This window comes from Noviherbaspirillum sp. Root189 (assembly GCF_001428545.1).
Classification (GTDB): domain Bacteria; phylum Pseudomonadota; class Gammaproteobacteria; order Burkholderiales; family Burkholderiaceae_D; genus Noviherbaspirillum.
Genome location: NZ_LMHZ01000023.1, coordinates 13536 through 36957, shown reverse-complemented (window position 1 = coordinate 36957; position 23422 = coordinate 13536). Strand labels below are relative to the sequence as shown.

At 56.2% G+C, this 23422-nt stretch carries 21 protein-coding genes and 1 tRNA gene; 18 read left to right on the top strand and 4 right to left on the bottom strand.

Annotated elements, in window-relative coordinates:
• Window positions 1–3 precede the first annotated feature (3 nt).
• From bamB to ASE07_RS14460, 9 genes are all read left to right on the top strand, one after another.
• Complete coding sequence (gene bamB / locus ASE07_RS14500) at window positions 4–1152, top strand: outer membrane protein assembly factor BamB (RefSeq protein ID WP_082584158.1); 1149 nt, start codon at window positions 4–6, stop codon at window positions 1150–1152.
• 6 nt (window positions 1153–1158) lie between these two features.
• A complete protein-coding gene (der, locus tag ASE07_RS14495) occupies window positions 1159–2502 on the top strand; it encodes a ribosome biogenesis GTPase Der (protein ID WP_057291544.1) in 1344 nt (447 codons plus the stop codon).
• Between the two features lie 131 nt (window positions 2503–2633).
• A complete protein-coding gene (hfq, locus tag ASE07_RS14490) occupies window positions 2634–2870 on the top strand; it encodes an RNA chaperone Hfq (protein WP_057291543.1) in 237 nt (78 codons plus the stop codon).
• Between the two features lie 27 nt (window positions 2871–2897).
• Window positions 2898–4067 (top strand): GTPase HflX, encoded by a 1170-nt coding sequence (gene hflX / locus ASE07_RS14485; protein ID WP_082584157.1) that lies wholly within the window; start codon window positions 2898–2900, stop codon window positions 4065–4067.
• A gap of 144 nt (window positions 4068–4211) precedes the next feature.
• Window positions 4212–5513, top strand: coding sequence for an FtsH protease activity modulator HflK (gene hflK / locus ASE07_RS14480; protein WP_057291542.1), 1302 nt, complete (start codon window positions 4212–4214; stop codon window positions 5511–5513).
• Entirely contained in the window at window positions 5513–6409 is an 897-nt protein-coding gene (hflC, locus tag ASE07_RS14475; RefSeq protein ID WP_057291541.1) for a protease modulator HflC, read from the top strand. The genes hflK and hflC overlap by 1 nt, the downstream gene beginning before the upstream one ends.
• A 201-nt stretch (window positions 6410–6610) precedes the next feature.
• Window positions 6611–7762: an ATP phosphoribosyltransferase regulatory subunit gene (locus ASE07_RS14470; RefSeq protein WP_057291540.1), complete on the top strand. Its 1152-nt coding sequence runs from the start codon at window positions 6611–6613 to the stop codon at window positions 7760–7762.
• A 4-nt stretch (window positions 7763–7766) separates the two neighbouring features.
• The gene (locus ASE07_RS14465) at window positions 7767–9065 is read left to right on the top strand and encodes an adenylosuccinate synthase (RefSeq protein WP_057291539.1); all 1299 of its coding nucleotides are present in this window, start codon (window positions 7767–7769) and stop codon (window positions 9063–9065) included.
• A gap of 34 nt (window positions 9066–9099) precedes the next feature.
• Window positions 9100–9636: a phosphoribosyltransferase gene (locus tag ASE07_RS14460; protein ID WP_156396650.1), complete on the top strand. Its 537-nt coding sequence runs from the start codon at window positions 9100–9102 to the stop codon at window positions 9634–9636.
• A 377-nt stretch (window positions 9637–10013) separates the two neighbouring features.
• On the opposite strand, the gene ASE07_RS14455 is transcribed toward ASE07_RS14460, so the two are convergent.
• Window positions 10014–10100, bottom strand: a tRNA-Leu gene (locus ASE07_RS14455).
• Window positions 10101–10253: 153 nt separating this feature from the next.
• Here ASE07_RS14455 and rnr point away from each other — a divergent pair.
• From rnr to ASE07_RS14435, 4 genes are all read left to right on the top strand, one after another.
• Window positions 10254–12692: a ribonuclease R gene (gene rnr, locus ASE07_RS14450; RefSeq protein ID WP_057291537.1), complete on the top strand. Its 2439-nt coding sequence runs from the start codon at window positions 10254–10256 to the stop codon at window positions 12690–12692.
• A gap of 2 nt (window positions 12693–12694) precedes the next feature.
• On the top strand, window positions 12695–13435 hold the full coding sequence (gene rlmB, locus ASE07_RS14445) for a 23S rRNA (guanosine(2251)-2'-O)-methyltransferase RlmB (protein WP_057291536.1): 741 nt from the start codon (window positions 12695–12697) through the stop codon (window positions 13433–13435).
• 86 nt (window positions 13436–13521) lie between these two features.
• The gene (gene cysE / locus ASE07_RS14440) at window positions 13522–14274 is read left to right on the top strand and encodes a serine O-acetyltransferase (protein WP_057291535.1); all 753 of its coding nucleotides are present in this window, start codon (window positions 13522–13524) and stop codon (window positions 14272–14274) included.
• A gap of 10 nt (window positions 14275–14284) precedes the next feature.
• On the top strand, window positions 14285–14989 hold the full coding sequence (locus ASE07_RS14435) for a YceH family protein (protein ID WP_057291534.1): 705 nt from the start codon (window positions 14285–14287) through the stop codon (window positions 14987–14989).
• Window positions 14990–15118: 129 nt separating this feature from the next.
• On the opposite strand, the gene ASE07_RS14430 is transcribed toward ASE07_RS14435, so the two are convergent.
• The 3 genes from ASE07_RS14430 to ASE07_RS14420 are packed head-to-tail and all read right to left on the bottom strand — an operon-like array spanning window position 15119 to window position 17045.
• Window positions 15119–15919 (bottom strand): UDP-2,3-diacylglucosamine diphosphatase, encoded by an 801-nt coding sequence (locus ASE07_RS14430; protein ID WP_057291533.1) that lies wholly within the window; start codon window positions 15917–15919, stop codon window positions 15119–15121.
• Between the two features lie 31 nt (window positions 15920–15950).
• Entirely contained in the window at window positions 15951–16439 is a 489-nt protein-coding gene (locus tag ASE07_RS14425; RefSeq protein ID WP_057291532.1) for a peptidylprolyl isomerase, read from the bottom strand.
• Between the two features lie 27 nt (window positions 16440–16466).
• Window positions 16467–17045, bottom strand: coding sequence for a peptidylprolyl isomerase (locus ASE07_RS14420; RefSeq protein ID WP_057291531.1), 579 nt, complete (start codon window positions 17043–17045; stop codon window positions 16467–16469).
• Between the two features lie 262 nt (window positions 17046–17307).
• Here ASE07_RS14420 and cysS point away from each other — a divergent pair, with 262 nt between their 5' ends.
• From cysS to ASE07_RS14395, 5 genes are all read left to right on the top strand, one after another.
• Window positions 17308–18705, top strand: coding sequence for a cysteine--tRNA ligase (gene cysS, locus ASE07_RS14415; protein ID WP_057291530.1), 1398 nt, complete (start codon window positions 17308–17310; stop codon window positions 18703–18705).
• A 5-nt stretch (window positions 18706–18710) separates the two neighbouring features.
• Window positions 18711–19361 carry a DNA-3-methyladenine glycosylase family protein gene (locus tag ASE07_RS14410; RefSeq protein ID WP_057291771.1) on the top strand — a complete coding sequence of 217 codons (651 nt, stop codon included), beginning with the start codon at window positions 18711–18713 and terminating at the stop codon, window positions 19359–19361.
• Window positions 19362–19502: 141 nt separating this feature from the next.
• Window positions 19503–20477 (top strand): acetyl-CoA carboxylase carboxyltransferase subunit alpha, encoded by a 975-nt coding sequence (locus tag ASE07_RS14405; protein WP_057291529.1) that lies wholly within the window; start codon window positions 19503–19505, stop codon window positions 20475–20477.
• A 4-nt stretch (window positions 20478–20481) separates the two neighbouring features.
• On the top strand, window positions 20482–21939 hold the full coding sequence (gene tilS / locus ASE07_RS14400) for a tRNA lysidine(34) synthetase TilS (protein WP_057291528.1): 1458 nt from the start codon (window positions 20482–20484) through the stop codon (window positions 21937–21939).
• A 144-nt stretch (window positions 21940–22083) separates the two neighbouring features.
• Entirely contained in the window at window positions 22084–23334 is a 1251-nt protein-coding gene (locus ASE07_RS14395) for an aspartate kinase (protein WP_057291527.1), read from the top strand.
• Window positions 23335–23422: the final 88 nt, after the last annotated feature.

Genomic DNA, 23422 nt, shown 5'->3' with positions numbered 1-23422 from the left:
ACAATGCGTATTGCCGTAAAGCTTACCTCCGTGGGAATGCTCGCCGTCCTGGCTGGCTGTTCGTCGCTGAATCCGTTCGCCAGCAAGCCGGCACCGCGCAATCCGCCCGCAGCTCTCGAGCAGTTTCAGCAAACCATGGCCGTGCAGACGGCGTGGTCGACATCGGTAGGCAGCGCTGCCAATTTCGTGTTTACGCCCGCCGTCGTTTCCGGTAGCGCCTTTGTCGCTGCAGCAGATGGCACGCTCGCCCGGATTGATGCGGCCAGCGGACGTACCGACTGGCGCATCAATGCCGGCGCACCGCTTACCGCCGGTGTAGGCAGCGACGGGACCACCATCGCAGTCGGCGCCGAAAAGGGCGTGCTGTTGGCGTTCAACGCCGATGGCAAGTTGCGCTGGAAAGCGCAGGTTTCAAGCGAGATTCTGTCGGCGCCAGCGGTGGGTCAGAACCTTGTTATCGTTCGCAGTGTTGACAACCGCATTGCAGCCTTCGACGCGGAGAGCGGAAGCCGCCGCTGGATTGCGCAACGCCCCACGCCACCTCTGACATTACGCACGGCACCCGGCATCACCATCGACGGATCAAATGCCTATGTTGCCATGCCGGGTGGTCGTTTGCTGGCGCTGGCGCTGACCAATGGCGGTCCGCGCTGGGAAGCCGCCGTCGGCGACCCACGTGGCACGACTGAACTTGAACGTATCGCCGATTTATCGGGATCCCCGGTCGTTGCTGGCCAGGATGTCTGTGCCGTCGCTTATCAGGGGCGTGTTGCCTGCTTCAATGCAGTCACTGGGGCTCCGCGCTGGGGCAAGGAATTGTCGAGCGATGTCGGTCTCGGGCTGGATGAGCGTTATGTCTTTGCCGCGGACGAACGCGGTACCGTCACGGCTTTCTCTCGCGATTCCGGATCGGGCGCATGGCGTACCGCCAAGCTGGCCAACCGCGGACTGTCCGCCCCGGTCGTCCTGGGACGCGCAGTTGCCGTGGGCGATAATCAAGGCTACATCCATTTTCTGTCGCGCGAAGACGGTGCAATGCTTGCACGCATAAGCACCGACGGCAGTCAGGTCACGGCTGCAGTGCCTGTGACCTCGACGCGTGCGATTTTTCAAACCAAAGCAGGAACAGTGGTTGCCCTGGCAGCCGAGTAAGAATCAATGAAGCCGGTAATTGCATTAGTAGGCCGACCCAACGTCGGCAAATCCACATTGTTCAACCGGCTGACCCGGTCGCGCGATGCCTTGGTCGCGGACCTCCCTGGATTGACACGCGATCGCCATTACGGCGAAGGTCGGGTCGGCGAACGTCCATTCCTTGTCATTGACACCGGTGGTTTCGAGCCGGTGGCCAAGGAAGGCATCATGCACGAAATGGCCAAACAGACGAAGCAGGCGGTTGCCGAAGCCGACGTCGTGGTCTTCATCGTGGATGGCCGTCAGGGCTTGACTCCGCACGACAAGACCATCACCGACTTCCTGCGCAAGTCCGGCAGGTCCGTCATGCTGGTCGTGAACAAGTCAGAGGGAATGAAATACACCTCGGTCGCGGCTGACTTCTATGAGCTTGGCCTTGGCGATCCCTATGTCATTTCCGCTGCGCACGGCGACGGCGTGGTGGACCTTGTCAATGAATCACTGGATATCGCTTTCGCACAGCGTCCACCGGAATCGGAAGCGGAATCACCGACGGCGCGAGGCATCAAGATCGCGATCGTGGGCCGGCCAAATGTTGGCAAGTCGACGCTCGTCAATACCCTGCTCGGGGAAGACCGCGTCATTGCTTTCGATATGCCGGGTACCACCCGCGACTCCATCGAAATTCCGTTCGAGCGCGAAGGGAAGCAGTACACCCTGATCGACACTGCGGGTATCCGGCGGCGCGGCAAGGTTTTCGAGGCAATCGAGAAATTCTCCGTTGTCAAAACCCTGCAGTCCATCTCAGAAGCCAATGTCGTGCTGCTTTTACTTGACGCGCAGCAAGATATCTCCGAGCAGGACGCCCACATTGCCGGATTTGTGCTCGAGTCGGGCAGGGCACTGGTTGTCGGTGTCAATAAATGGGATGGGCTGACTTCCGACAAACGCGATGAAATCAAGATGGACATGGAACGCAAGCTCAGCTTTCTGTTCTTCGCCAAATTCCACTTCATTTCCGCATTGAAGGGCAGCGGTATTGGCCCGCTCATGAAGTCCATCGATTCAGCCTACGCAGCCGCCATGGCCAAGCTGTCTACACCACGACTCACACGTGCGTTGATCGAAGCGGTCGAGCACCAGCAACCACGTCGCAAAGGATCGATTCGGCCGAAGCTTCGCTATGCGCACCAGGGTGGACAGAACCCGCCGATTGTTGTTATCCACGGTAATGCGCTGGACGCGATTGACGACAGTTACAAGCGTTATCTGGAGAAACACTTCCGCGAAACTTTTTCATTGGTAGGCACTCCATTACGTATCGAGCTACGTTCAAGCAAAAATCCTTTTGCCAGGGATGAAAAGTAAGATTTGCGCTTGGATCATACTTGGCAAACTGCGCCTAAATCGATTACAGTCGTAGAAACATTATCAGAGAGGCACTTGAAAATCGTCAGGTTGTCTCCAACTCCATATCACAACAACACAACGGAGCTGTCATGAGCAATAAAGGGCAACTGTTACAAGACCCCTTCCTCAACGCCTTACGCAAAGAGCACGTCCCCGTCTCTATCTACCTCGTAAATGGCATCAAGCTTCAAGGTCATATCGAATCGTTTGACCAGTACGTCGTACTGCTCCGCAATACCGTGACGCAAATGGTGTACAAACACGCCATTTCCACTGTGGTACCGGCGCGTGCAGTGAATATCAACGTTGAATCTGACGCGGAATAAGAGATCGCTACTTCGTCCACACACCTCATTCGCGCCGCATTAGTCGGCGTCGATTTCGGCAAGGGTGACTTTGCCGCAAGCCTGGAAGAGCTCTCGCTGTTGTCAAAATCAGCAGGAGCCGAACCCGTTGTTACAATCACCGGAAAACGCTCCAGTCCTGACGCCGCACTATTCGTCGGATCAGGCAAGGCTGATGAAATCAGCGATGCAGCTGCACGTGAAAAGCTGGACCTTGTGATTTTCAATCACGCGCTCTCGCCGGCACAGCAGCGTAATCTGGAGCGTCATCTCAAGGTGCGCGTTATCGACCGTACCAGCCTCATTCTCGATATCTTTGCTCAGCGTGCACAAAGTCATGAAGGCAAGGTGCAGGTCGAGCTCGCTCAGTTGCAACATTTGGCCACGCGCCTGATTCGTGGGTGGACTCACCTTGAACGACAGAAGGGTGGTATTGGCTTGCGGGGGCCTGGTGAAACGCAGCTCGAAACCGACCGCCGCTTGCTGGGCGACCGTGTGAAAGCCTTGCGCGTCCGTCTTGATAAACTGCACCGCCAACGTGAAACCCAGCGACGTGCCCGCGGCCGCAACAATACTTTCTCAGTATCACTCGTGGGATATACCAATGCCGGCAAGTCGACGCTGTTCAACTCGCTGACGAAGGCCCAGGCCTATGCAGCGAACCAGTTGTTCGCGACTCTCGACACCACATCACGCCGTATTTATCTGGGTGAAGCGGGTAACGTGGTCATCTCCGATACAGTTGGTTTTATCCGCGAACTGCCTCACCAACTGGTTGCATCATTTCGCGCGACGCTTGAGGAAACTGTTCATGCAGATTTGCTTCTGCATGTGGTTGATGCCGCTAGCCCAGTACGGATGGAGCAGATCGAAGAGGTCAACAACGTTCTCACTGAAATTGGCGCCGATCATATTCCGCAGATACTTGTCTGGAACAAGATTGACGCTGCCGGACTTGAACCTGCTTTGGAGCGTGATGAATATGATAAAATCCGCCGTGTTTTCATCAGCGCCCAGACTGGGGCCGGCCTTGATCTTCTGCGAGAGGCAATAACCGAGTTTGCGAAAGAAAACGCTGTATCGCAAGTTGACCGTCTTCCCGTACCGGACCAGCGCGACGAAGCGGGGCCACTTTCCTATGTAAGTGGCTCTCACGTATCTGGACCGCATGACAGGTAGACGGTAAGCGCACGTCCATACAGCGAAAAGGCGGAAATGGGAAGTTACGCCTTGCGTAAGATCGCGTAAAGCAAGCGATAATCGTGCAAACTGAATTTCACCTCGATCATTGCAAATTATTAACATAAGCCGGATAGCGAGAGAATGCCTGTTCCTCTAATTAAAAAAATCGGCCTCAAGTTTTCTTTAAATGACCCGCGCTGGGGACGTGGTTCCCAGGACAATGGTCAAAACAATAATCAAAACCAGGACGGCAAGCGGCCAAATGACGGCCCGCCCGACCTCGACCAATTGTGGCGGGAATTTAACCAGCGTCTCAATCGTCTTTTTGGTAATCGGGGAGGAGGTCGCGGTGATGGTGGATTTAATCCTGATATGAAGGGCGCCGGCATAGGCTTTGGTCTCATTGCGGCGATCGTGGCGTTTCTCTGGCTGGTAAGCGGGTTCTTCATCGTTCAGGAAGGTCAAACCGCCGTGGTCATGACCTTTGGCAAGTATAGCCACATGACTCCTGCCGGCTTTAACTGGCGTTGGCCAACGCCGATTCAAAGTCATGAAATCGTCAACGTCTCGCAGGTGCGCACGGTTGAGGTGGGATATCGTTCCAGCGTCCGTAACAAGCAGGCAAAAGAATCGCTGATGCTGACGGATGATGAAAACATTATTGATATTCAGTTCGCGGTTCAGTACAAACTCAAGAGTGCTGCGGACTGGGTATTCAACAATCGCGACCAGGAAGAGATGGTGCGCCACGTTGCCGAGACGGCGATTCGCGAAATCGTGGGCCGCAGCAAGATGGACTTCGTCCTCTATGAAGGACGTGAAAAAGTCGCCTTTGATGTCAGCCAGGTAATGCAGCAAATCACCGACCGCTATAATGCCGGTGTCCAGATCACCAATGTCACCATGCAGGGCGTGCAGCCTCCCGAGCAGGTACAGGCCGCATTTGACGACGCGGTCAAGGCCGGTCAGGACCGTGAGCGCCAAAAGAATGAAGGCCAGGCATACGCGAACGATGTTATTCCGCGCGCACGCGGTGCGGCATCGCGTCTGCTGCAGGAAGCGGAAGCATATCGCTCCCGTGTCGTTGCAAATGCCCAAGGTGATTCAGAACGCTTCAGGCAGGTGCTCGGTGAATACCAGAAGGCGCCAGCCGTCACCCGGGATCGCCTCTATATCGAGACCATGCAGCAAATCTTTACCAACACCACCAAAGTGATGGTTGATAGCCGCACTGGAAACAATCTCCTTTACCTGCCACTGGACAAGCTGATCTCGCAATCGGCGACTGATGCCGGACTCCCCAAGCCCGGCGCTCCGGCAGTCGGACAACAGTCTTCTGGAACTTCGGCGGCAACCGAGCCGTTGCAATCAATGGAAACACAAAGGCAGAGAGAATCACGTAGCCGTGACGGGCGTGATTCGCGTGAACGGGAGACCCGATAATGAATCGCATCGTCTCTTATACAATTGCCGCGCTGATCCTGCTGTCGGTATTAATGTCGACTTTGTTCGTGGTCGACCAGCGCCAGTATGCAATCGTTTTCGCTCTTGGCGAAGTCAAAAAAGTGATCAACGAGCCTGGCCTGCACTTCAAACTGCCACCGCCATTCCAGAATGTCCTGTTCCTTGATAAGCGTATTTTGACTCTGGATACGCCCGAGGCCGATCGTTTTATCACGGCTGAAAAGAAAAACATTTTGGTCGATGCCTACATAAAATGGCGCATTATCGAGCCGCGTCTTTACTTCGTCAGTTTTACCGGCGATGAGCGCCGTGCTCAGGATCGCATGTCACAAATCGTCAAGGCTGCACTGAACGAGGAAATCACCAAACGCACCGTGCGTGAAGTCATTTCCGGCGAACGTGGCAAGGTAATGGCTGCGATTCAGGAAAAGGTCGCTGCAGAAGCCAAGCAGATCGGGGTCGCGATTGTCGACGTGCGGCTCAAGCGCGTCGATTACGTTGAGCAGATCAACAACTCGGTATACGACCGAATGAAAGCTGAACGTGTCCGCGTCGCCAATGAATTACGTTCGACTGGTGCAGCCGAGTCTGAAAAAATCCGGGCTGATGCAGACCGCCAGCGCACAGTGATTCTTGCCGAAGCCTACCGTGAGGCTGAAGGGATCAGAGGCGATGGTGACGCCAAGGCAACGCAAATCTATGGACAGGCGTTTGGCCAGAATCCTGAGTTTTTTAAGTTTTATCGCAGTCTTGAGGCCTATCGGTCGAGCTTTAAAAATCGCAGCGACATCATGGTGCTTGATCCGAATTCCGAATTTTTCAAGTACTTCAAAAACACAGGTCCAGGAGCGACAGCGGCGCCAGCCAAGAAATAAAAGCTGATCCGCGCTACACTTTGTTTCTCCCAACGGGAATGATGCCTCGAAGAAAGGTGTCATTCCCTTGATCATTACTGGACAGAGTCCAAACCGTCGAATGCAGCTTCGCCTGTCAATTGGACAGGCATGTTTTTTATGAGTACATGCTTGCAGTGCTGAAGCAATCCGAATTTACCTTACCGCTGTTCCTTTCCTGTCATGCCGAACTGGCTACTTCCAGAAAATATTGCTGACGTACTACCGTCTGAAGCACGCAAGATCGAAGACTTGCGCCGTAAGCTCCTTGATAATTTCCGTTCCTACGGTTATGAGCTGGTGATGCCGCCGATGCTGGAATACCTCGAATCCCTGTTGACCGGTACTGGTCAGGATATGGATCTGCGTATTTTCAAGCTCGTCGACCAGCTTTCCGGTCGCACGATGGGGGTGCGGGCTGACATGACAACGCAGGTCGCCCGTATCGATGCGCATTTGCTGAACCGACGTTCGGTGACGCGCCTCTGTTATGCCGGAAGCGTACTTCATACGCGCCCCTCCGGCCTGCATGCGACACGTGAACCATTACAGATCGGTGCGGAAATCTATGGACACGCCGGCCTTGAAGCCGATGCGGAAATCCAGGAGCTCGTCCTGGCGTCACTGGCGCTGGCGGGTATATCGCAAGTTCGCCTCGATCTCTGCCACGTTGGTGTCCTGCGTGCAATTATTGCGGACGACGACAGTGCGAGAAATCAGGACGCGGCACTATTTGCGCTGCTGGAATCCAAGGATGTTCCGGGGCTGATGACCTTGTCGCGTGACTTCAGTGTCCAGACCCGCGAAGCATTGCTTGCATTGCCAGGATTGTACGGCGACGCTACCGTGATTGAGCGCGCTCGCGAAGTGCTACCTAAACTGGCGGGTATTACACGTGCCCTGGACGAGCTCGCACTCCTGGTCAAACAGGCAGGCGATGCTAGCGTGACGGTGGACCTGGCAGACCTGCGTGGCTACCACTACCATAGCGGAGCCATGTTTGCGGCCTATGTGCCTGGTTTGCCGAACGCAGTGGCGCGAGGTGGCCGCTATGATCACGTAGGGGAAGCATTCGGGCGGGCACGCCCGGCCACGGGTTTTTCCATGGACTTGCGTGAACTTGCACGCCTGATGCCTGGAGCGGAACGCAAGCAGGCGATTCGTGCGCCCTGGGGTACGGAGCCGGCGTTGCGCCAAAAAATTGAAGAATTGCGTCAGGCCGGCGAGGTCGTCATCCAGACCTTGCCTGGCCACGAAAACGAGCAGGACGAATTCGACTGCAACCGTGCGGTCGTTTTTGAAAACGGAAACTGGATTCTTAAAACACTAGGTTAAAAGCATGGCAAAGAATGTCGTTGTCATCGGCACCCAATGGGGCGATGAAGGTAAAGGGAAGATCGTTGACTGGCTGACCGATCACGCACAAGGTGTTGTGCGCTTTCAAGGCGGACATAACGCCGGGCATACCCTGGTGATTGGTGGTCAGAAAACCGCACTGCAGCTGATTCCCTCCGGCATCATGCGCCCGGGCGTCGCCTGCTATATCGGCAATGGTGTTGTCCTGTCGGTACCTGATCTGCTTCGTGAAATCGACAAGTTGCAGGCAAGCGGTGTTGAAGTCGTCTCGCGCCTCAAAGTGTCGGAAGCTTGCCCCATCATTCTGCCGTATCACACCGCTCTCGATGCGGCACGTGAAATGGCGCGCGGCGCGGCAAAGATTGGTACTACCGGTAAGGGTATTGGGCCGGCCTACGAAGACAAGGTCGCCCGTCGCGCAATCCGCGTTGCCGATCTGCTTAACGAAGGGCGTTTCGCCGAGAAGCTCAAGGAAAACCTTGATTATCATAACTTCGTTCTTACGCAGTATCTGAAGGCGGAACCCGTCGATTTCCAGAAGACGCTTGACGACGCGCTGGCGACCGTGCCACGCCTCGCGCCAATGGTGACCGATGTCTCCAGCGCGTTGTATGCGGCGTATAAGGCGGGTGGTCACCTGCTATTCGAAGGCGCTCAGGGCAGCCTGCTCGACGTCGACCATGGCACTTATCCATTCGTTACATCGAGCAACTGCGTCGCAGGCAATGCGGCAGCGGGTTCCGGCGTTGGCCCCAACATGCTGCATTACATCCTTGGCATCACCAAAGCGTACACCACGCGTGTCGGCTCCGGGCCATTTCCGTCGGAATTGCCGACCGACCAGGGAATCGGCAAGCACCTCGCCAGCGTTGGCCACGAGTTCGGTACCGTCACTGGCCGTGCCCGCCGTTGCGGCTGGTTTGATGCCGCCTTGCTGCGCCGCTCGGTGCAGATCAATGGTGTTTCCGGTATGTGCCTGACCAAACTGGATGTACTCGACGGCCTTGAGTCGCTCAAGCTGTGTACGGGCTACAAGCTTGACGGCAGGGAAGTTGATATCTTTCCAGTTGGTGCCGAAGATGCGTCACGGTGCGAACCGATCTACGAAGAAATGCCGGGCTGGAGCGAGTCCACCGTTGGCGCCAAATCTCTGGCGGCGCTGCCGGCAAATGCACGTGCTTATGTCAAGCGCATCGAGGAGTTGGTTGGCGTTCCGATCGACATGGTGTCGACCGGACCGGATCGTGAAGAAACTATCGTTTTGCGCCATCCGTTTGCATGATTGCATGAACTAAATAAAAACTACAGAAAGCGAAATCGTCATGTCGAACGATAAGGATCTTTGGGTTTCCTGGGACGAATACAACCACGCGATCGTGGACCTTGCGCGCATGGTTCACGAGTCCAACTGGCAGTTCGATCAGGTGTTATGTCTCGCTCGTGGCGGTCTGCGCCCTGGCGATGTGTTTTCGCGTATCTTCGATGTGCCCCTAGCGATTCTGTCGACCAGTTCTTACCGGGAAGAAGTCGGGACGGTGCAAGGCTCACTTGATATTGCAAAGCACATCACCATGACACGTGGCAGCCTTTCCGGCAAAGTGTTGCTCATCGATGATCTCGTCGATTCGGGCGTCACGCTGGAAAAGGTGCAAACGCATTTGAAGGAAAACTTCCCTGGAATCACCGAAGTGAAGTCAGCCGTCATCTGGTGCAAGGCTTGTTCCGCGGTACGTCCGGATTATTATTTGCAGTACTTGTCGAACAATCCCTGGATTCATCAGCCTTTTGAGGAGTATGACAGCCTAAGGCCGCATCAGCTTTCAGCATGGCTCAAAAAAGGCGAGCCTTCCTGAAGTGGATCATGGCCTGAACTTGCCAACTGTTTCATACTCAAAAAACTGTTGAATAACAGTCCGGTGAATCAGAATGGCATGGAATGCAAAAAGCCCGTTGGATTCGTCAACGGGCTTTTTGCATTGTAAGTATTCGCCTTAGGGCCGTCCCACTACGCCGCACGAGGCAGACGTGCGGCCCGATTTGGCTGCGAACGGCGCTGATGATTTGTAATGCCTGAACGAACATGTCTTGCCAACGGTGGGTAGAGCAATGACTTGCTACGGAAATGGAGTAATGATGGGAGTCGGTGAAGACCGCGCCATAAAGCGGTCGGTAGATAAAAAGCGTTTGGGCAAAAGAAAAGGTCCGCCGAAGCGGACCTTTTCTAACAACCTGGTGCCCAGAAGAGGACTCGAACCTCCACAGTGTTGCCACCGCTAGGACCTGAACCTAGTGCGTCTACCAATTCCGCCATCTGGGCTGCGAAAGACCAACATTATAGCGGAAAAACAGATCGTGTCAATTCCATGTGAAAAGACAGAAAAGCAGGAACACAAGCGCGGCGTTAGGTAAATACAACGGTAGTCCGTTACACTAACCCCTAAATAAATTAACAATGAACTGAAACACCCAGTTGAGCCAATTTACTTACACAATTCCCAGCCGGGAGGAAATCCTCGGCATATTGCGCACCGCGGCTGGTCCGCAGGATGTGCAATCCCTCGCTACGGCACTGAACGTCAAACCCGATGAAATGGACGGCCTGACGCGGCGCCTCAATGCCATGGAACGCGACGGTCAGATCAAACCCGGGCGCAACGGCCATTATCAGCTTGCTCATCAACCGAATTTTATCGAGGGTCGCGTCATCGGCCATCGCGAAGGTTACGGCTTTCTCGCACCGGAAGACGGCAGCGCGGACATCTTCCTTCCCGAGAAGGAGATGCAGAAAGTGCTGCATGGTGACCGCGTACAAATTCGTATCGTGGGCACTGATCGCCGCGGGCGTCCGGAAGGCACCATTGTTGAAGTCATCGAGCGCGCAAACCGCTACGTCATAGGACGCCTGCTCAATGAGAACGGTGTCTGGGTGGTGGCGCCCGAAGACAAACGCATTGGTCAGGATATCCTGCTGCACGGCGCACCAGGACAAGCGAAGGCCGGACAGGTGGTCAGCGTAGAACTGATGGAGCAGCCCTCACGGTACACGCAGCCTGTCGGCAAGATCGTCGAAGTGCTGGGTGATATCGACGACCCCGGCATGGAAATCGAAATCGCCGTACGCAAATATGGTGTGCCGCATGAATTTTCCGACGCCGCGAAGAAGATGGCGGCCAAGCTGCCGGGCGAAGTGCGCGATGCGGATCTTGCCGATCGCGTGGACTTGCGCGATGTGCCACTCGTGACCATCGACGGTGAGGATGCCCGCGATTTTGACGACGCCGTCTATTGCGAGCCTGTTAAAATCGGCCGCAGCAGTGGCTATCGACTGATCGTGGCAATCGCTGACGTCAGCCACTATGTAAAGCCGAATGACGCGCTTGACAAGGATGCGCTGGAACGCAGTACGTCGGTGTATTTTCCCCGTCGCGTAATTCCGATGCTGCCGGAAAAACTGTCGAATGGCTTGTGCTCCCTGAATCCGGCAGTTGACCGTCTCACGCTTGTCTGTGACGCGGTTATTACTGCCAAGGGCGATATCAAGGCGTATCAGTTCTATCCAGCCGTCATCCACTCAGCCGCGCGTCTGACCTATACCGAGGTCGCTGCGATACTGACCAATACCAAAGGGCCGGAAGCAGCAAAGCGCCAGATTCTGGTGCCGCATTTGCTGCACCTCAATGAAGTCTTTCATGCTCTGCTGCAAGCACGGCAAGCGCGCGGCGCAATCGATTTCGAGACGACCGAGACCTACATCGTCTGTAATGCTGCCGGCAAAATTGAAAAGATTCTGCCGCGCACGCGCAACGATGCGCACCGCCTGATCGAAGAATGCATGCTGGCTGCAAACGTTTGCGCGGCCGACCTGCTGGCACGTCACAAGCATCCCGGCCTGTACCGGGTGCATGCGGGGCCAACCAAGGAAAAGCTCACTCAGGTACGTACCTTTCTCAAGCAGATGGGCCTGCATCTTGGCGGCGGCGATACGCCGGCCGCCTCTGACTATGCAGAACTGATCCCGAAGATCAAACTGCGTCCCGATGCAGTATTGCTGCAGACAATGCTGCTGCGCTCAATGCAGCAAGCGGTTTACAGCCCCGACAACCTGGGGCACTTCGGTCTGGCCTATGAGGCCTATGCACATTTCACCAGTCCGATCCGCCGTTATCCGGACCTGCTGACGCATCGTGCCATCAAGGCTATCCTGCAAGGCAAACGGTATGAGCCCAAGGGTGTCGAGACCAGCGAACTGAACACCATGCTGTCGCCCGCGGCGCGCCGCATGGCGGCAGAGGACAGAGCCAATGGCAAGGCCAAAAAAGAGGGCGATCTTGCCGTTTGGGAATCGCTCGGTATCCATTGTTCCGCCAATGAACGTCGCGCCGACGAAGCTTCACGTGACGTCGAAGCCTGGCTGAAGTGCTACTTTGTACGCGACAAGCTGGGTGAGGAATTCACAGGCACAATTTCGGGTGTGGCGCCCTTTGGGATCTTCGTTCAGCTCGACGCGCTGTTTATCGAAGGCTTGGTGCATGTGACCGAACTCGGTGCAGACTATTTCCAGTACGACGAAGTGCGTCACGAATTACGTGGCGAGCGCACTGGTATCCGTTATCAGCTGACCGACCGCGTCACAGTGCAGGTAAGCCGGGTTGACCTCGACGCGCGCAAGATCGATCTGCGGCTCGTTACCCAAACGGATATTCGTACGACACTCAAGAACGAGGCGCGTCGCGCCGACGCGGAGCAGCAATCGCGCGAAAAGAAAAACCAGGCCAAGGCCAAACCCGCTGCAAAGAAAAGCAAAGCCGCAGCACCGGCTAAAGCCAAGGGCGCACGTTCGGGCGGCACGGCAAGCAAGTCTTCGCGCACATCCAAGACCAGCGCAAAAACCGGAAAGAAGAAAAGATAGCAATGAAAAGTAAAATGATTTTCGGTTTCCATGCCGTAACCGCACGACTGCGCCATGATGCATCTTCGGTTGAAGAAATCTATGTTGATGCGAGTCGTCACGACCGGCGCATGCAGGAACTGCTGAAAGCTGCCGAAGGCGCCAAGGTCAGGATCATCCATGCTGACGATCAGCGTCTCGACGGCATGGTGGGTACACGTCGCCATCAGGGCGTTGTAGCAAAAGCCGGCGAACTGTCCCTGGCACGCAATCTTGATGAACTGCTCGATGGCATTGAAGGACCGCCGCTGTTGCTGATTCTGGACGGCGTTACCGATCCGCACAATCTCGGTGCCTGCCTGCGGGTTGCCGATGGTGCCGGCGCGCATGCCGTAATCGCTCCCAAGGATCGCGCTGTGGGCCTGAACGCGACTGCCGCCAAGGTGGCCAGCGGTGCAGCCGACACGGTACCGTATATCACGGTGACCAACCTTGCCCGTACGATGAGAGAGCTCAAGGAGCGCGATATCTGGCTGATCGGCACGACCGATGATGCGGAAAAGGATTTGTATGAAGGGGACTTCTCCGGTCCGGTTGCTTTGGTAATGGGCTCCGAAGGCGAGGGCATGCGTCGCCTGACCCGCGAAAACTGCGATATCCTTGTCAGTATTCCCATGCATGGGGCGGTGGAAAGTCTGAATGTCTCGGTAGCGTCAGGCGTTTGCCTGTACGAGGCACGGCGCCAGCGTATTGCAGCGTCCTGACTTGCAGCGCCCTGACAGGGCAGGTATGCCGGGCGCTTTGGTCCGTGCGCCTTGCCAGGACGATTTCAATTTGATTTCGAGCTCACATGTTCAGCCGCATCCGCGAAGACATTGCCAGCATTATTGAACGCGATCCCGCCGCGCGCACCGGCTGGGAGGTGTTGACCTGCTATCCCGGCCTGCACGCGATCATCATGCATCGCTGGGCGCACTGGTGCTGGCTGCATGGGTTCAAGTGGCTCGGACGGTTTATATCGCAGATTGCGCGCTGGCTGACGGCAGTTGAAATCCACCCGGGTGCAACCATCGGACGCAGGGTATTCATCGATCATGGTTTTGGGGTGGTCATTGGCGAGACGGCGGAAGTAGGCGACGACTGCACGATTTATCAGGGGGTCACGCTTGGGGGCACTTCGCTCAGCAAGGGTTCCAAACGACATCCTACCCTTGCACGCGGGGTAATCATCGGCGCAGGTGCCAAGGTCCTTGGCGGCTTCACGGTAGGCGAGGGTGCCAAGGTCGGATCCAACGCCGTGGTCGTCAAGGAAGTTCCGCCCGGCGCGACAGCGGTGGGCAACCCCGCGCACATCATGCAAAAGGATGTGGGCAAGCAACGTGAGGAAGCAACCGCGCGCGTGTTTGCCGCTTACGGTGTTACCCTCAGCAGTGGCGAAGATCCGCTGTCGACCGCTCTCCATAAACTCATCGACCATGCCGCTGCGCAGGATGAGCAAATGCAGAAAATTCTTGCCGCGTTAAAGAATGCCGGAGTCGGGTGCGAAGCGATGCCGGATGCACCGCGTCTCAACCCCGACCAACTCAACAAGCTCGTTGAATGAAAGAACCGTCGTGAGTGAAACGACTGATACAGCTGAAACCGCAGAGCCCCGTCGTGACGGGCTTGAAGTGCTCGATCCCTTTGAAGTGCGCGTACTCGCCGTCCTGGCCGAGAAAGAAGCGCTGACACCTGATAACTATCCCTTGTCTCTCAATGCGCTGACTAACGGCTGCAACCAGTTATCCAGTCGCGATCCGGTGATGTCTATTTCCGAGGATACGGTGCAGGATGTCCTTGAGCGCCTGGTGCAGAAGAAACTGGTCTCCGAGGTGCGGCAAGCCGGTGCGCGTGTCGCCAAGTATGAACACCGTATGCGGATGAAGTGGTCGCTTGAGCAGGACAAGCTTGCCGTGCTGGTAATCCTGATGCTTCGAGGGATACAGACCGCCGGTGAAATTCGCTCACGCAGCGGACGGGTTCATGATTTTTCGACGGTTGGCGAAGTGGAAACCGCGCTGCAGTTCCTGATCGATAAATATCCGCCGGTGGTTGCCAGGCTTGCACGGGCACCAGGTACCAAAGAGACGCGCTATGCGCATTTGTTGTCCGGTGTTGAAGTGCTGGAACGTCAGGAAGTGGCGGCAAGTTTTTCAACCGGCGTTGAAACACCGCGACAGGACCGGATCGCGCAACTCGAAGCGGAAGTGCTGAAAATGCGTGGCGAGATAGATGTGTTGAAGGCGCAGTTTGAAGAATTTCGGAAGCAATTCGAATAAACTGAATCAGGCGCAGAGCAAGGACGCGGGTTAGGATGCAGAAATCCCGCAAGCAAGGTGAAGTGCAAGGTATTTCAAGTGCCGCCTATACTCGCCTGGTGCATCTTCTGACATGTATCCGCAGATTTTTTAATCAGCCCGCTCATCGACGACACTCCCGTCGATCCCAAATCGCTTGACCGAAGCATCCCGATAAATGCCGATCCAGCCTCCGCGCATCGGCTCGTCATCACAATCCCAATCCGGTAACACGTAGCGCCATCTGGGAAGGCCGCTGACCACATGTTTGTGCGCCGCGGGACGGTGCGTGTGTCCGTGGATCATATGCGTTGCCTGGGTCTGCTCAAATACCGCATCGATCGCGGCAGTGTTGACGTCCATGATGTCGTACGACTTGTTTTTCTGCGCATTGCGGCTGCCGGATCGCATGCCATCGATGATCGCCTTGCGCTGGGCAAGCGGCATCGCAAGAAACTGCTGCTGCCATTCGGCTTGCCGCACCATACGACGAAATTCCATGTAGGGCAGGTCATCGGTGCATTCCGCATCGCCATGCAGCAAGACTAGCCGCAGTCCGGCGATCTCGGCGGTAAATGGCTCATCCAGCAGAGTCAGACCTGCGGCCTCGGCGAAGCCGGATCCCAGCAGGAAGTCACGGTTACCGCCTATCCAGCAGATCGATGCGCCAGCGTTACGCACGCTTCGCAGAGCGTCGACGATTTGCCGGTGAAAGGGCACGTCGAGATCATCATCGCCCGCCCAGTATTCAAAAAGGTCGCCAAGCAGATAAAGTTGCTCGGCGTGAACTGCATGCTGGCGCAGAAAATTCAGGAAAGCCTCGGCCGTGCGTGGCAGTGACGGCTGCAAATGCACGTCCGAAACAAAAAGCGCAACCGGATAAGGTTGCGCTTTGTGCGATGGTTTGGTCATCGAATTGCGGGATCAGTAAAGGACAACAGTTTTAGACCACTTCCGCTTTTTCGATCACGACGTTCTCTACCGGTACGTCGGAGAACATGCCGGTGCGGGTTGTCTTGACCGACTTGATCTTGTCGACGACGTCGGTGCCTTCGACAACCTTGCCGAACACGCAATAGCCCCAGCCATCCTGCCCCGGATAGTCCAGAAAGCTGTTGTTCTTTACGTTGATGAAGAACTGCGCCGATGCCGAATGCGGATCCGAGGTGCGTGCCATGGCCAAGGTGTAAGGCTCGTTCTTCAAACCGTTCTTTGCTTCGTTCTCTACGGGCTCGTTAGTCGGCTTCTGCTTCATGCCGGGTTCAAAGCCGCCACCCTGGATCATGAAGCCGTCGATCACGCGATGGAAAATGGTGCCGTCATAGTGACCGGCGCGTACATAGGCGAGAAAGTTTTCTACGGTCTTCGGCGCCTTTTCCGCGTCGAGTTCGATCTTGATGTTGCCGTGATTGGTGGTGAGGATGACAGCCATGATGATGGTCCCTTATGAAAGTTGGTTTTACTTGACGATGTTGGCGGATTCGATGATCACGGGTTTGACCGGAACATTCTGGAACATGCCGCTGTTGCTTGTTTCCACCGCCTTGATCTTGTCGACGACGTCGGTGCCTTTGACGACCTTGCCGAACACTGCATAGCCCCAGCCGTCCTGGCCAGGGTAGTCGAGGAAGCTGTTGCTTTTTACATTGATGAAGAACTGTGCGGATGCCGAATGCGGGTCCGAAGTGCGCGCCATGGCAACGGTGTAAGGCTCGTTCTTCAAACCGTTCTTCGCTTCGTTCTCTACGGGATCGTTAGTCGGCTTTTGCTTCATGTCCTTGTCAAAGCCGCCGCCCTGGATCATGAAGCCGTTGATGACGCGATGGAACACGGTGCCGCTGTAGTGGCCTTTCCTGACATAATCCAGGAAGTTGGCGACCGATTTCGGCGCCTTCTCCGGATACAGCTCAAGAACGATATTGCCCATGTTAGTCTTGAGTGCAACCTGCGGATTGTCGGCTGCCTGGACGCCATGGACGGCGGCCGTCATTGACAGAGCGGCAATCAGCCGGATGAAATGTCGACGTGAAGATGACATGCGTGCTTCCTTTTCTCTTTACAGGGAATTTCCGATTGTGTATCTTCCATGGCCCTTGCCGTAGTGCAGTACCCGCATCGCGAGCAGGGGCTTCGATGTTATACTGCGGCGAAACCGTGCATTTTATCAAAATAAGCATGACAAAAGGGTTTCGGCGCCGCTGTTGCATTCCGTCATCCGACACCTCGGATGTCGCTGTGCAGGAGCAGGCCAATCGCGTGACAAGTCGTGACAAGTCCATAGCCGAAACAGAAAACCGCCCATGACTGCTCTCAAGATCTATAACACGCTGGCGCGTGACAAGCAGGCTTTCGTGCCGATGCAAGCCGGTAAGGTACGCATGTATGTATGCGGCATGACCGTATACGATTATTGTCACCTCGGCCATGCCCGCGTCATGGTGGTCTTCGACATGGTCCAGCGCTGGTTGCGCGCGTCCGGTCTGGATGTGACCTATGTCCGTAACATCACGGATATTGACGACAAGATCATCAAGCGTGCGGTCGAAAACAAGGAATCCATCTCTCAGTTGACGCAACGCTTTATCGAGGCGATGGACGAAGACGCCGGCGCTCTCGGCGTGCAGAAACCCGACCACGAACCGCGCGCAACACAATATGTGCCGCAAATGCTCGGCCTGATCGAAAAACTCGAGCAGCATGGCCTTGCTTACAAGGCGAGCGATGGCGACGTCAATTACTCGGTGCGCGATTTTCCCACTTACGGAAAACTGTCCGGCAAGTCGCTCGATGACTTGCGCGCCGGCGAACGCGTCGAACTCAATACCGGCAAGCGTGATCCGCTCGATTTCGTCCTCTGGAAGGCGTCGAAGGAATCCGAGCCCGATGAAGTGAAATGGGATTCAAAGTGGGGCAAGGGCCGCCCTGGCTGGCATATCGAATGCTCGGCCATGAGCAATGAACTGCTCGGCGAACAATTCGATATTCACGGCGGCGGCGAAGACCTGCAATTCCCGCATCACGAAAACGAGATCGCCCAGTCTGAAGGTGCGCATCAGCACACCTTCGTCAATTACTGGATGCACAACGGCTTTATCCGCGTCGACAATGAAAAGATGTCCAAGTCACTGGGCAACTTCTTCACGATCCGCGATGTGCTCAAGAAGTATGACGCGGAGGTCGTTCGCTTCTTCATCCTGCGCGCGCATTACCGTAGTCCGCTCAATTATTCCGATGCGCATCTGGATGATGCGCGCCACGCACTGACGCGCCTCTACACCGCATTGAAGGACGTGCAGCCGGACGGCCATGCGCTCGACCTGAGCGAGCCTCATGCGGTGCGATTCACCGAGGCGATGAATGATGATTTCAATACGCCGATTGCTATCTCGGTCCTGTTCGATCTCGCCAATGAAGTCAACAAGACCAAGTCACCTGAACTGGCGCGCCAACTGAAAGCGCTCGCCGGTGTTATCGGGCTACTGCAACGCACACCGCAGGAATTTCTGCAGGCTGGCCCCGCCGATGCGGCGGGCGACAGCCTGAGTGAAGACCAGATTGCGGCGCAGATTGCGGCACGTGCCGAAGCAAAGAAAGCCAGGAATTTCGCCGACGCGGACCGTATTCGTGCAGAGCTGCTTGCGGCAGGCATCATCCTTGAAGACAAACCCGGTGGCGTGACCGAGTGGCGAAGGGCCTGAGCAGCATGACCGAAACCCGACAGCCCATCGGGGGCATTGGTGTGCCCGCGTACTGGCAGGATGCAAAGGAAGAGCTGATGAAGCGCGACCGCATCATGCGCAAGCTCATTCCCCAATTTGGCGACATGCATCTGATCGGCCGTGGAGAACCCTTCACGACGCTCGCGCGTTCCATCGTCGGCCAGCAGATTTCGGTCAAGGCGGCCGACGCCGTCTGGCAGCGCTTCCTCGAATCCTGTCCGAAATGTACGCCGGCCCAGGTGTTGAAAGCCGGCCCGGAAAAGCTCGCATCCTGCGGCTTGTCGAAAAGGAAAGCTGAATACGTCATCGATCTCGCCGACCATTTCAAGGCCAAGCGGGTCCACGCCGACAAATGGACAGAGATGGAAGACGAAGAAGTCATCTCGGAACTGATCCAGATCCGTGGAATCGGACGCTGGACAGCCGAGATGTTTTTGATATTTAATCTGCTTCGGCCAAATGTGTTGCCGTTGGACGATGTTGGCTTGCTGAAAGGTATCAGCGTCAACTATTTTTCTAACGAGCCGGTATCGCGCAGCGACGCGCGGGAAGTTGCCGCAAATTGGGAACCATGGCGTACAGTGGCAACCTGGTATTTATGGCGCAGCCTTGATGCTGCGCCGGTGGTGTACTGATTTGAATAAATGGTGCTTGGTAAATAGGCAGCAATTAAGTAACCCAGCGATCTAAGCACTAGTGACCTGGTGACGTAATAAGCATAAGACAGCGAAGCGGACAACCCAACCACCTCGTGTTGATTGATAGAAGGAAGCACGATGAGCAAAACAACTTTTCTCGGATTTGAGCAACCGATTGCCGAACTTGAAGGAAAAATCGAAGAACTGCGTTTCGTGCAGGATGATTCGGCTGTCGACATCTCGGAAGAGATTGACCGCTTGTCCAAGAAGAGCCAGCAGCTCACCAAGGATATCTACGCCAAACTGACACCATGGCAGGTGTCGCAGATTGCACGTCATCCCCAGCGCCCATACACAATGGACTACGTGAATGAAATCTTCACCGATTTCCACGAGCTTCATGGCGACCGCAGCTATGCGGACGATCTGTCGATCGTCGGTGGCCTGGCGCGCTTCAACGGGCAATCATGCATGGTCATCGGTCACCAGAAGGGCCGTGACACGAAGGAGCGCGCCTTGCGCAACTTCGGTATGCCCAAGCCGGAAGGCTATCGCAAGGCAATGCGCCTTATGAAAGTCGCTGAAAAATTCGGCCTGCCGATCTTTACTTTTGTCGATACGCCTGGCGCCTTCCCTGGCATCGATGCGGAAGAACGCGGGCAGTCTGAAGCCATCGGTCATAACCTCTATGTGATGGCTGAACTCAAGGTGCCGTTGATCGCTACCATCATCGGTGAAGGTGGTTCGGGCGGCGCGCTGGCCATCGCGGTAGGCGACGCCGTGCTGATGCTGCAGTACGCAACGTATTCCGTGATTTCGCCGGAAGGCTGCGCCTCGATTCTGTGGAAGACGTCCGAGCGCGCCTCCGATGCAGCCGACGCGCTGGGCCTGACTGCACACCGCCTGAAGGCCATGAACCTGATCGACAAGATCGTCAGCGAACCGCTGGGCGGCGCGCATCGCGATCCCAAGCAGATGGCCGTGCTGCTCAAGCGCGCACTTGCCGATTCGCTGCGCCAGTTCCAGGGTGTCAAGACCAAGGATCTGATCGCCGCTCGCCATGAGAAGCTGCTGAGTTACGGCAAATTCAAGGAAATCAATTCGCCGGAATAAGACAATGAATGCAGACACCGGGACAGCCTCCGGGGCTCCGGGCCTGCAGGACGTGTTTGAGCGCGCGCTGGGAGCCATCCTGGCGCGCGTTGTCGTTTCAACGGACGGCGCGCAACAAGACACGGCGCTGACAAACCGCAGGACGATCGCAGTCGCCTATAGCGGCGGCCTCGATTCCGCCGTCCTGCTTCAGCTCGCGCACGGTTACGCCCAATCCCATGGGCTCGTGCTGTATGCCTTCCATATCCATCACGGATTGAGCCCGAATGCCGACGCCTGGAGCGCTCACTGCGAAAAACAGTGTGCCAGCGCGGGCGTACATTTCAGCGTCCGCCGGGTTGAACTTACCGATCGCCACAAGCAGGGTACCGAGCAGGCCGCCCGTATCAGCAGGTACGCCGCGCTGGGTGAGTTGTGTAGAGAGCAGGCGATTCCCGTTTTGCTCACGGCTCATCATCGTGATGATCAAGCTGAGACCGTGCTGCTGCAGCTCCTGCGCGGATCCGGTGTGGCTGGGTTGTCCGGCATGGAAATGGTGAATACCGCCCCCAGCCTTGTGGGTGATGATGCGCTGCTGATCGGCAGGCCGCTGCTGGACATATCGCGTCAAGCCCTGGAAGGCTATGCAGCCCATTACGGCATCGCCCATGTCGACGATGAATCCAACAGCGATCCACGGTATGCGCGCAACGCCTTGCGACACAAGGTAATGCCGGTGCTGGAGGCGCATTTTCCCGGTTTCCAGCAGCGATTTGCGCGGTCGGCGCAGCACGCGCAATCGGCGCAGCGTCTGCTCAATGAACTCGCGGCGCAGGATCTCGCTGCCTGCGCTGAAGGGGCAAATATTCGTCTAAGTCAATTGGGCCAACTGACCGATGATCGTATCGACAATGTGCTGCGGTACTGGTTTGCGTTGCGCGGTGTGCGCATGCCGGCGACAGCGTGGCTGAGCGAGATGCGGGAGCAACTGTTCGGCGCCAAGGAAGACGCCAGGATCCGCGTCACGCATGCCGATTGTGAAATCCGGCGTCACAGGGATCGCGTATTCCTCACGCCGCGACAGGACGACACCGATCTTGATGTTCCGCCTGCGCCATTTCGTTGGAATAACGAAGCGGCAATCCGGTTTCCGCAGTTTCGCGGCACGCTCCATTTCGAGTATGCGGAAGAAGGCGTCGATGCCGAATGGCTCCGTGCCCAGGCGTTGGAATTGCGCCTGCGTAGCGGTGGCGAACGGCTCAAGCCTGCGGCCAATCGCTCAACACGCAGCCTGAAGTATCACTACCAGGCACTGGATATCCCGCATTGGCAAAGGCTGCGTCTGCCAGTAGTGACAACGGACACGCATCTTGTCTTTGCGGCAGGCATTGGCATGCACTGGATTAGCGACGTATCGGTCGAAGCAAATTCTTCTCATGCCGGTCAGGCAATACGCTTGCGCTGGGAACACGACCACACCTGAATTTTCACCGGAATTTGCATTGTTATGCCGATGGATCGTCGAAATTCCAGCGGTGTACTCTTGCCTTTGAAGCTCTTAGCGGGTAAAGTAAAGGGTTGATTTTTATCAAAATTTCTCCTTTTCTCAGCGTACCTTTCCCACCTTATGGCTTTAATCGTCCACAAATATGGCGGCACTTCCATGGGCTCGACCGAGCGCATCAAGAATGTCGCCAAGCGCGTCGCCAAATGGCATGACGCTGGTCATCAAATCGTCGTCGTGCCATCGGCCATGTCCGGCGAAACCAACCGCCTGATCGGTCTTGCCAAGGAAATCATGCCGCAGCCTGATCCGCGCGAGCTTGACATGCTTGCATCTACCGGCGAACAGGTCTCGGTTGCTCTGTTGTCCATGGCACTGCAGTCCATCGGCAAGCAGGCAGTCTCGTACGCCGGCTGGCAAGTGCCGATCAAGACCGACTCTGCATTCACCAAGGCACGTATCCAGTCGATCGACGACGTGCGCGTGCGCAAGGATCTCGACGCAGGGAAGGTGGTCATCATCACCGGCTTCCAGGGTATGGACGATGCCGGCAACATCACGACGCTCGGCCGTGGCGGCTCCGATACCTCGGCCGTGGCCGTGGCAGCAGCACTGAAGGCGCAGGAATGCCTGATCTACACCGACGTCGATGGCGTGTACACCACCGACCCGCGCGTGGTTTCCGAGGCCCGTCGCCTGAAGACCGTGACATTTGAAGAAATGCTCGAACTGGCATCGCTGGGCTCCAAGGTTCTGCAGATCCGCTCGGTGGAATTCGCCGGCAATTACAGGGTCCCGACGCGCGTGCTGTCGTCGCTGACCGATCCGCTCATGTCGCTGGAAGAAGAAGCCAACTCCGGCACCCTGATTTCGTTTGAGGAAGATACACACATGGAACAAGCCGTCATTTCCGGTATCGCGTTCAATCGCGATGAAGCGAAGATCACCGTATTGGGCGTACCCGACAAGCCGGGCATCGCTTACCAGATCCTCGGTCCGATTGCCGATGCCAATATCGAAGTCGACATGATTATCCAGAATCAGTCGGTCGAAGGCAAAACTGACTTCACGTTCACAGTGCCGCGCGGCGAATACGCCAAAGCGATGGACGTGCTCAACAAGAGCGTGAAGGAGCACATCGCTGCTGCCAGCATCAATGGCGACACCAAAGTGTCCAAGGTATCGGTGGTCGGCGTCGGCATGCGCAGCCACGTTGGTATCGCATCCCAGATGTTCCGCACGCTGTCGGAAGAGGGCATCAATATCCAGATGATCTCCACCTCCGAAATCAAGATTTCCGTGCTGATCGACGAGAAATACATGGAGCTCGCGGTGCGTGCCCTGCACAAGGCATTTGACCTGGAAAAAGCTTGATCAATCTCCATTGATTGCATTGTTCCATTGACCAAGTCCCCGTGAGCAGCTATCATGCGGGACTTCACTAAAGCGTGTGGCAACACCG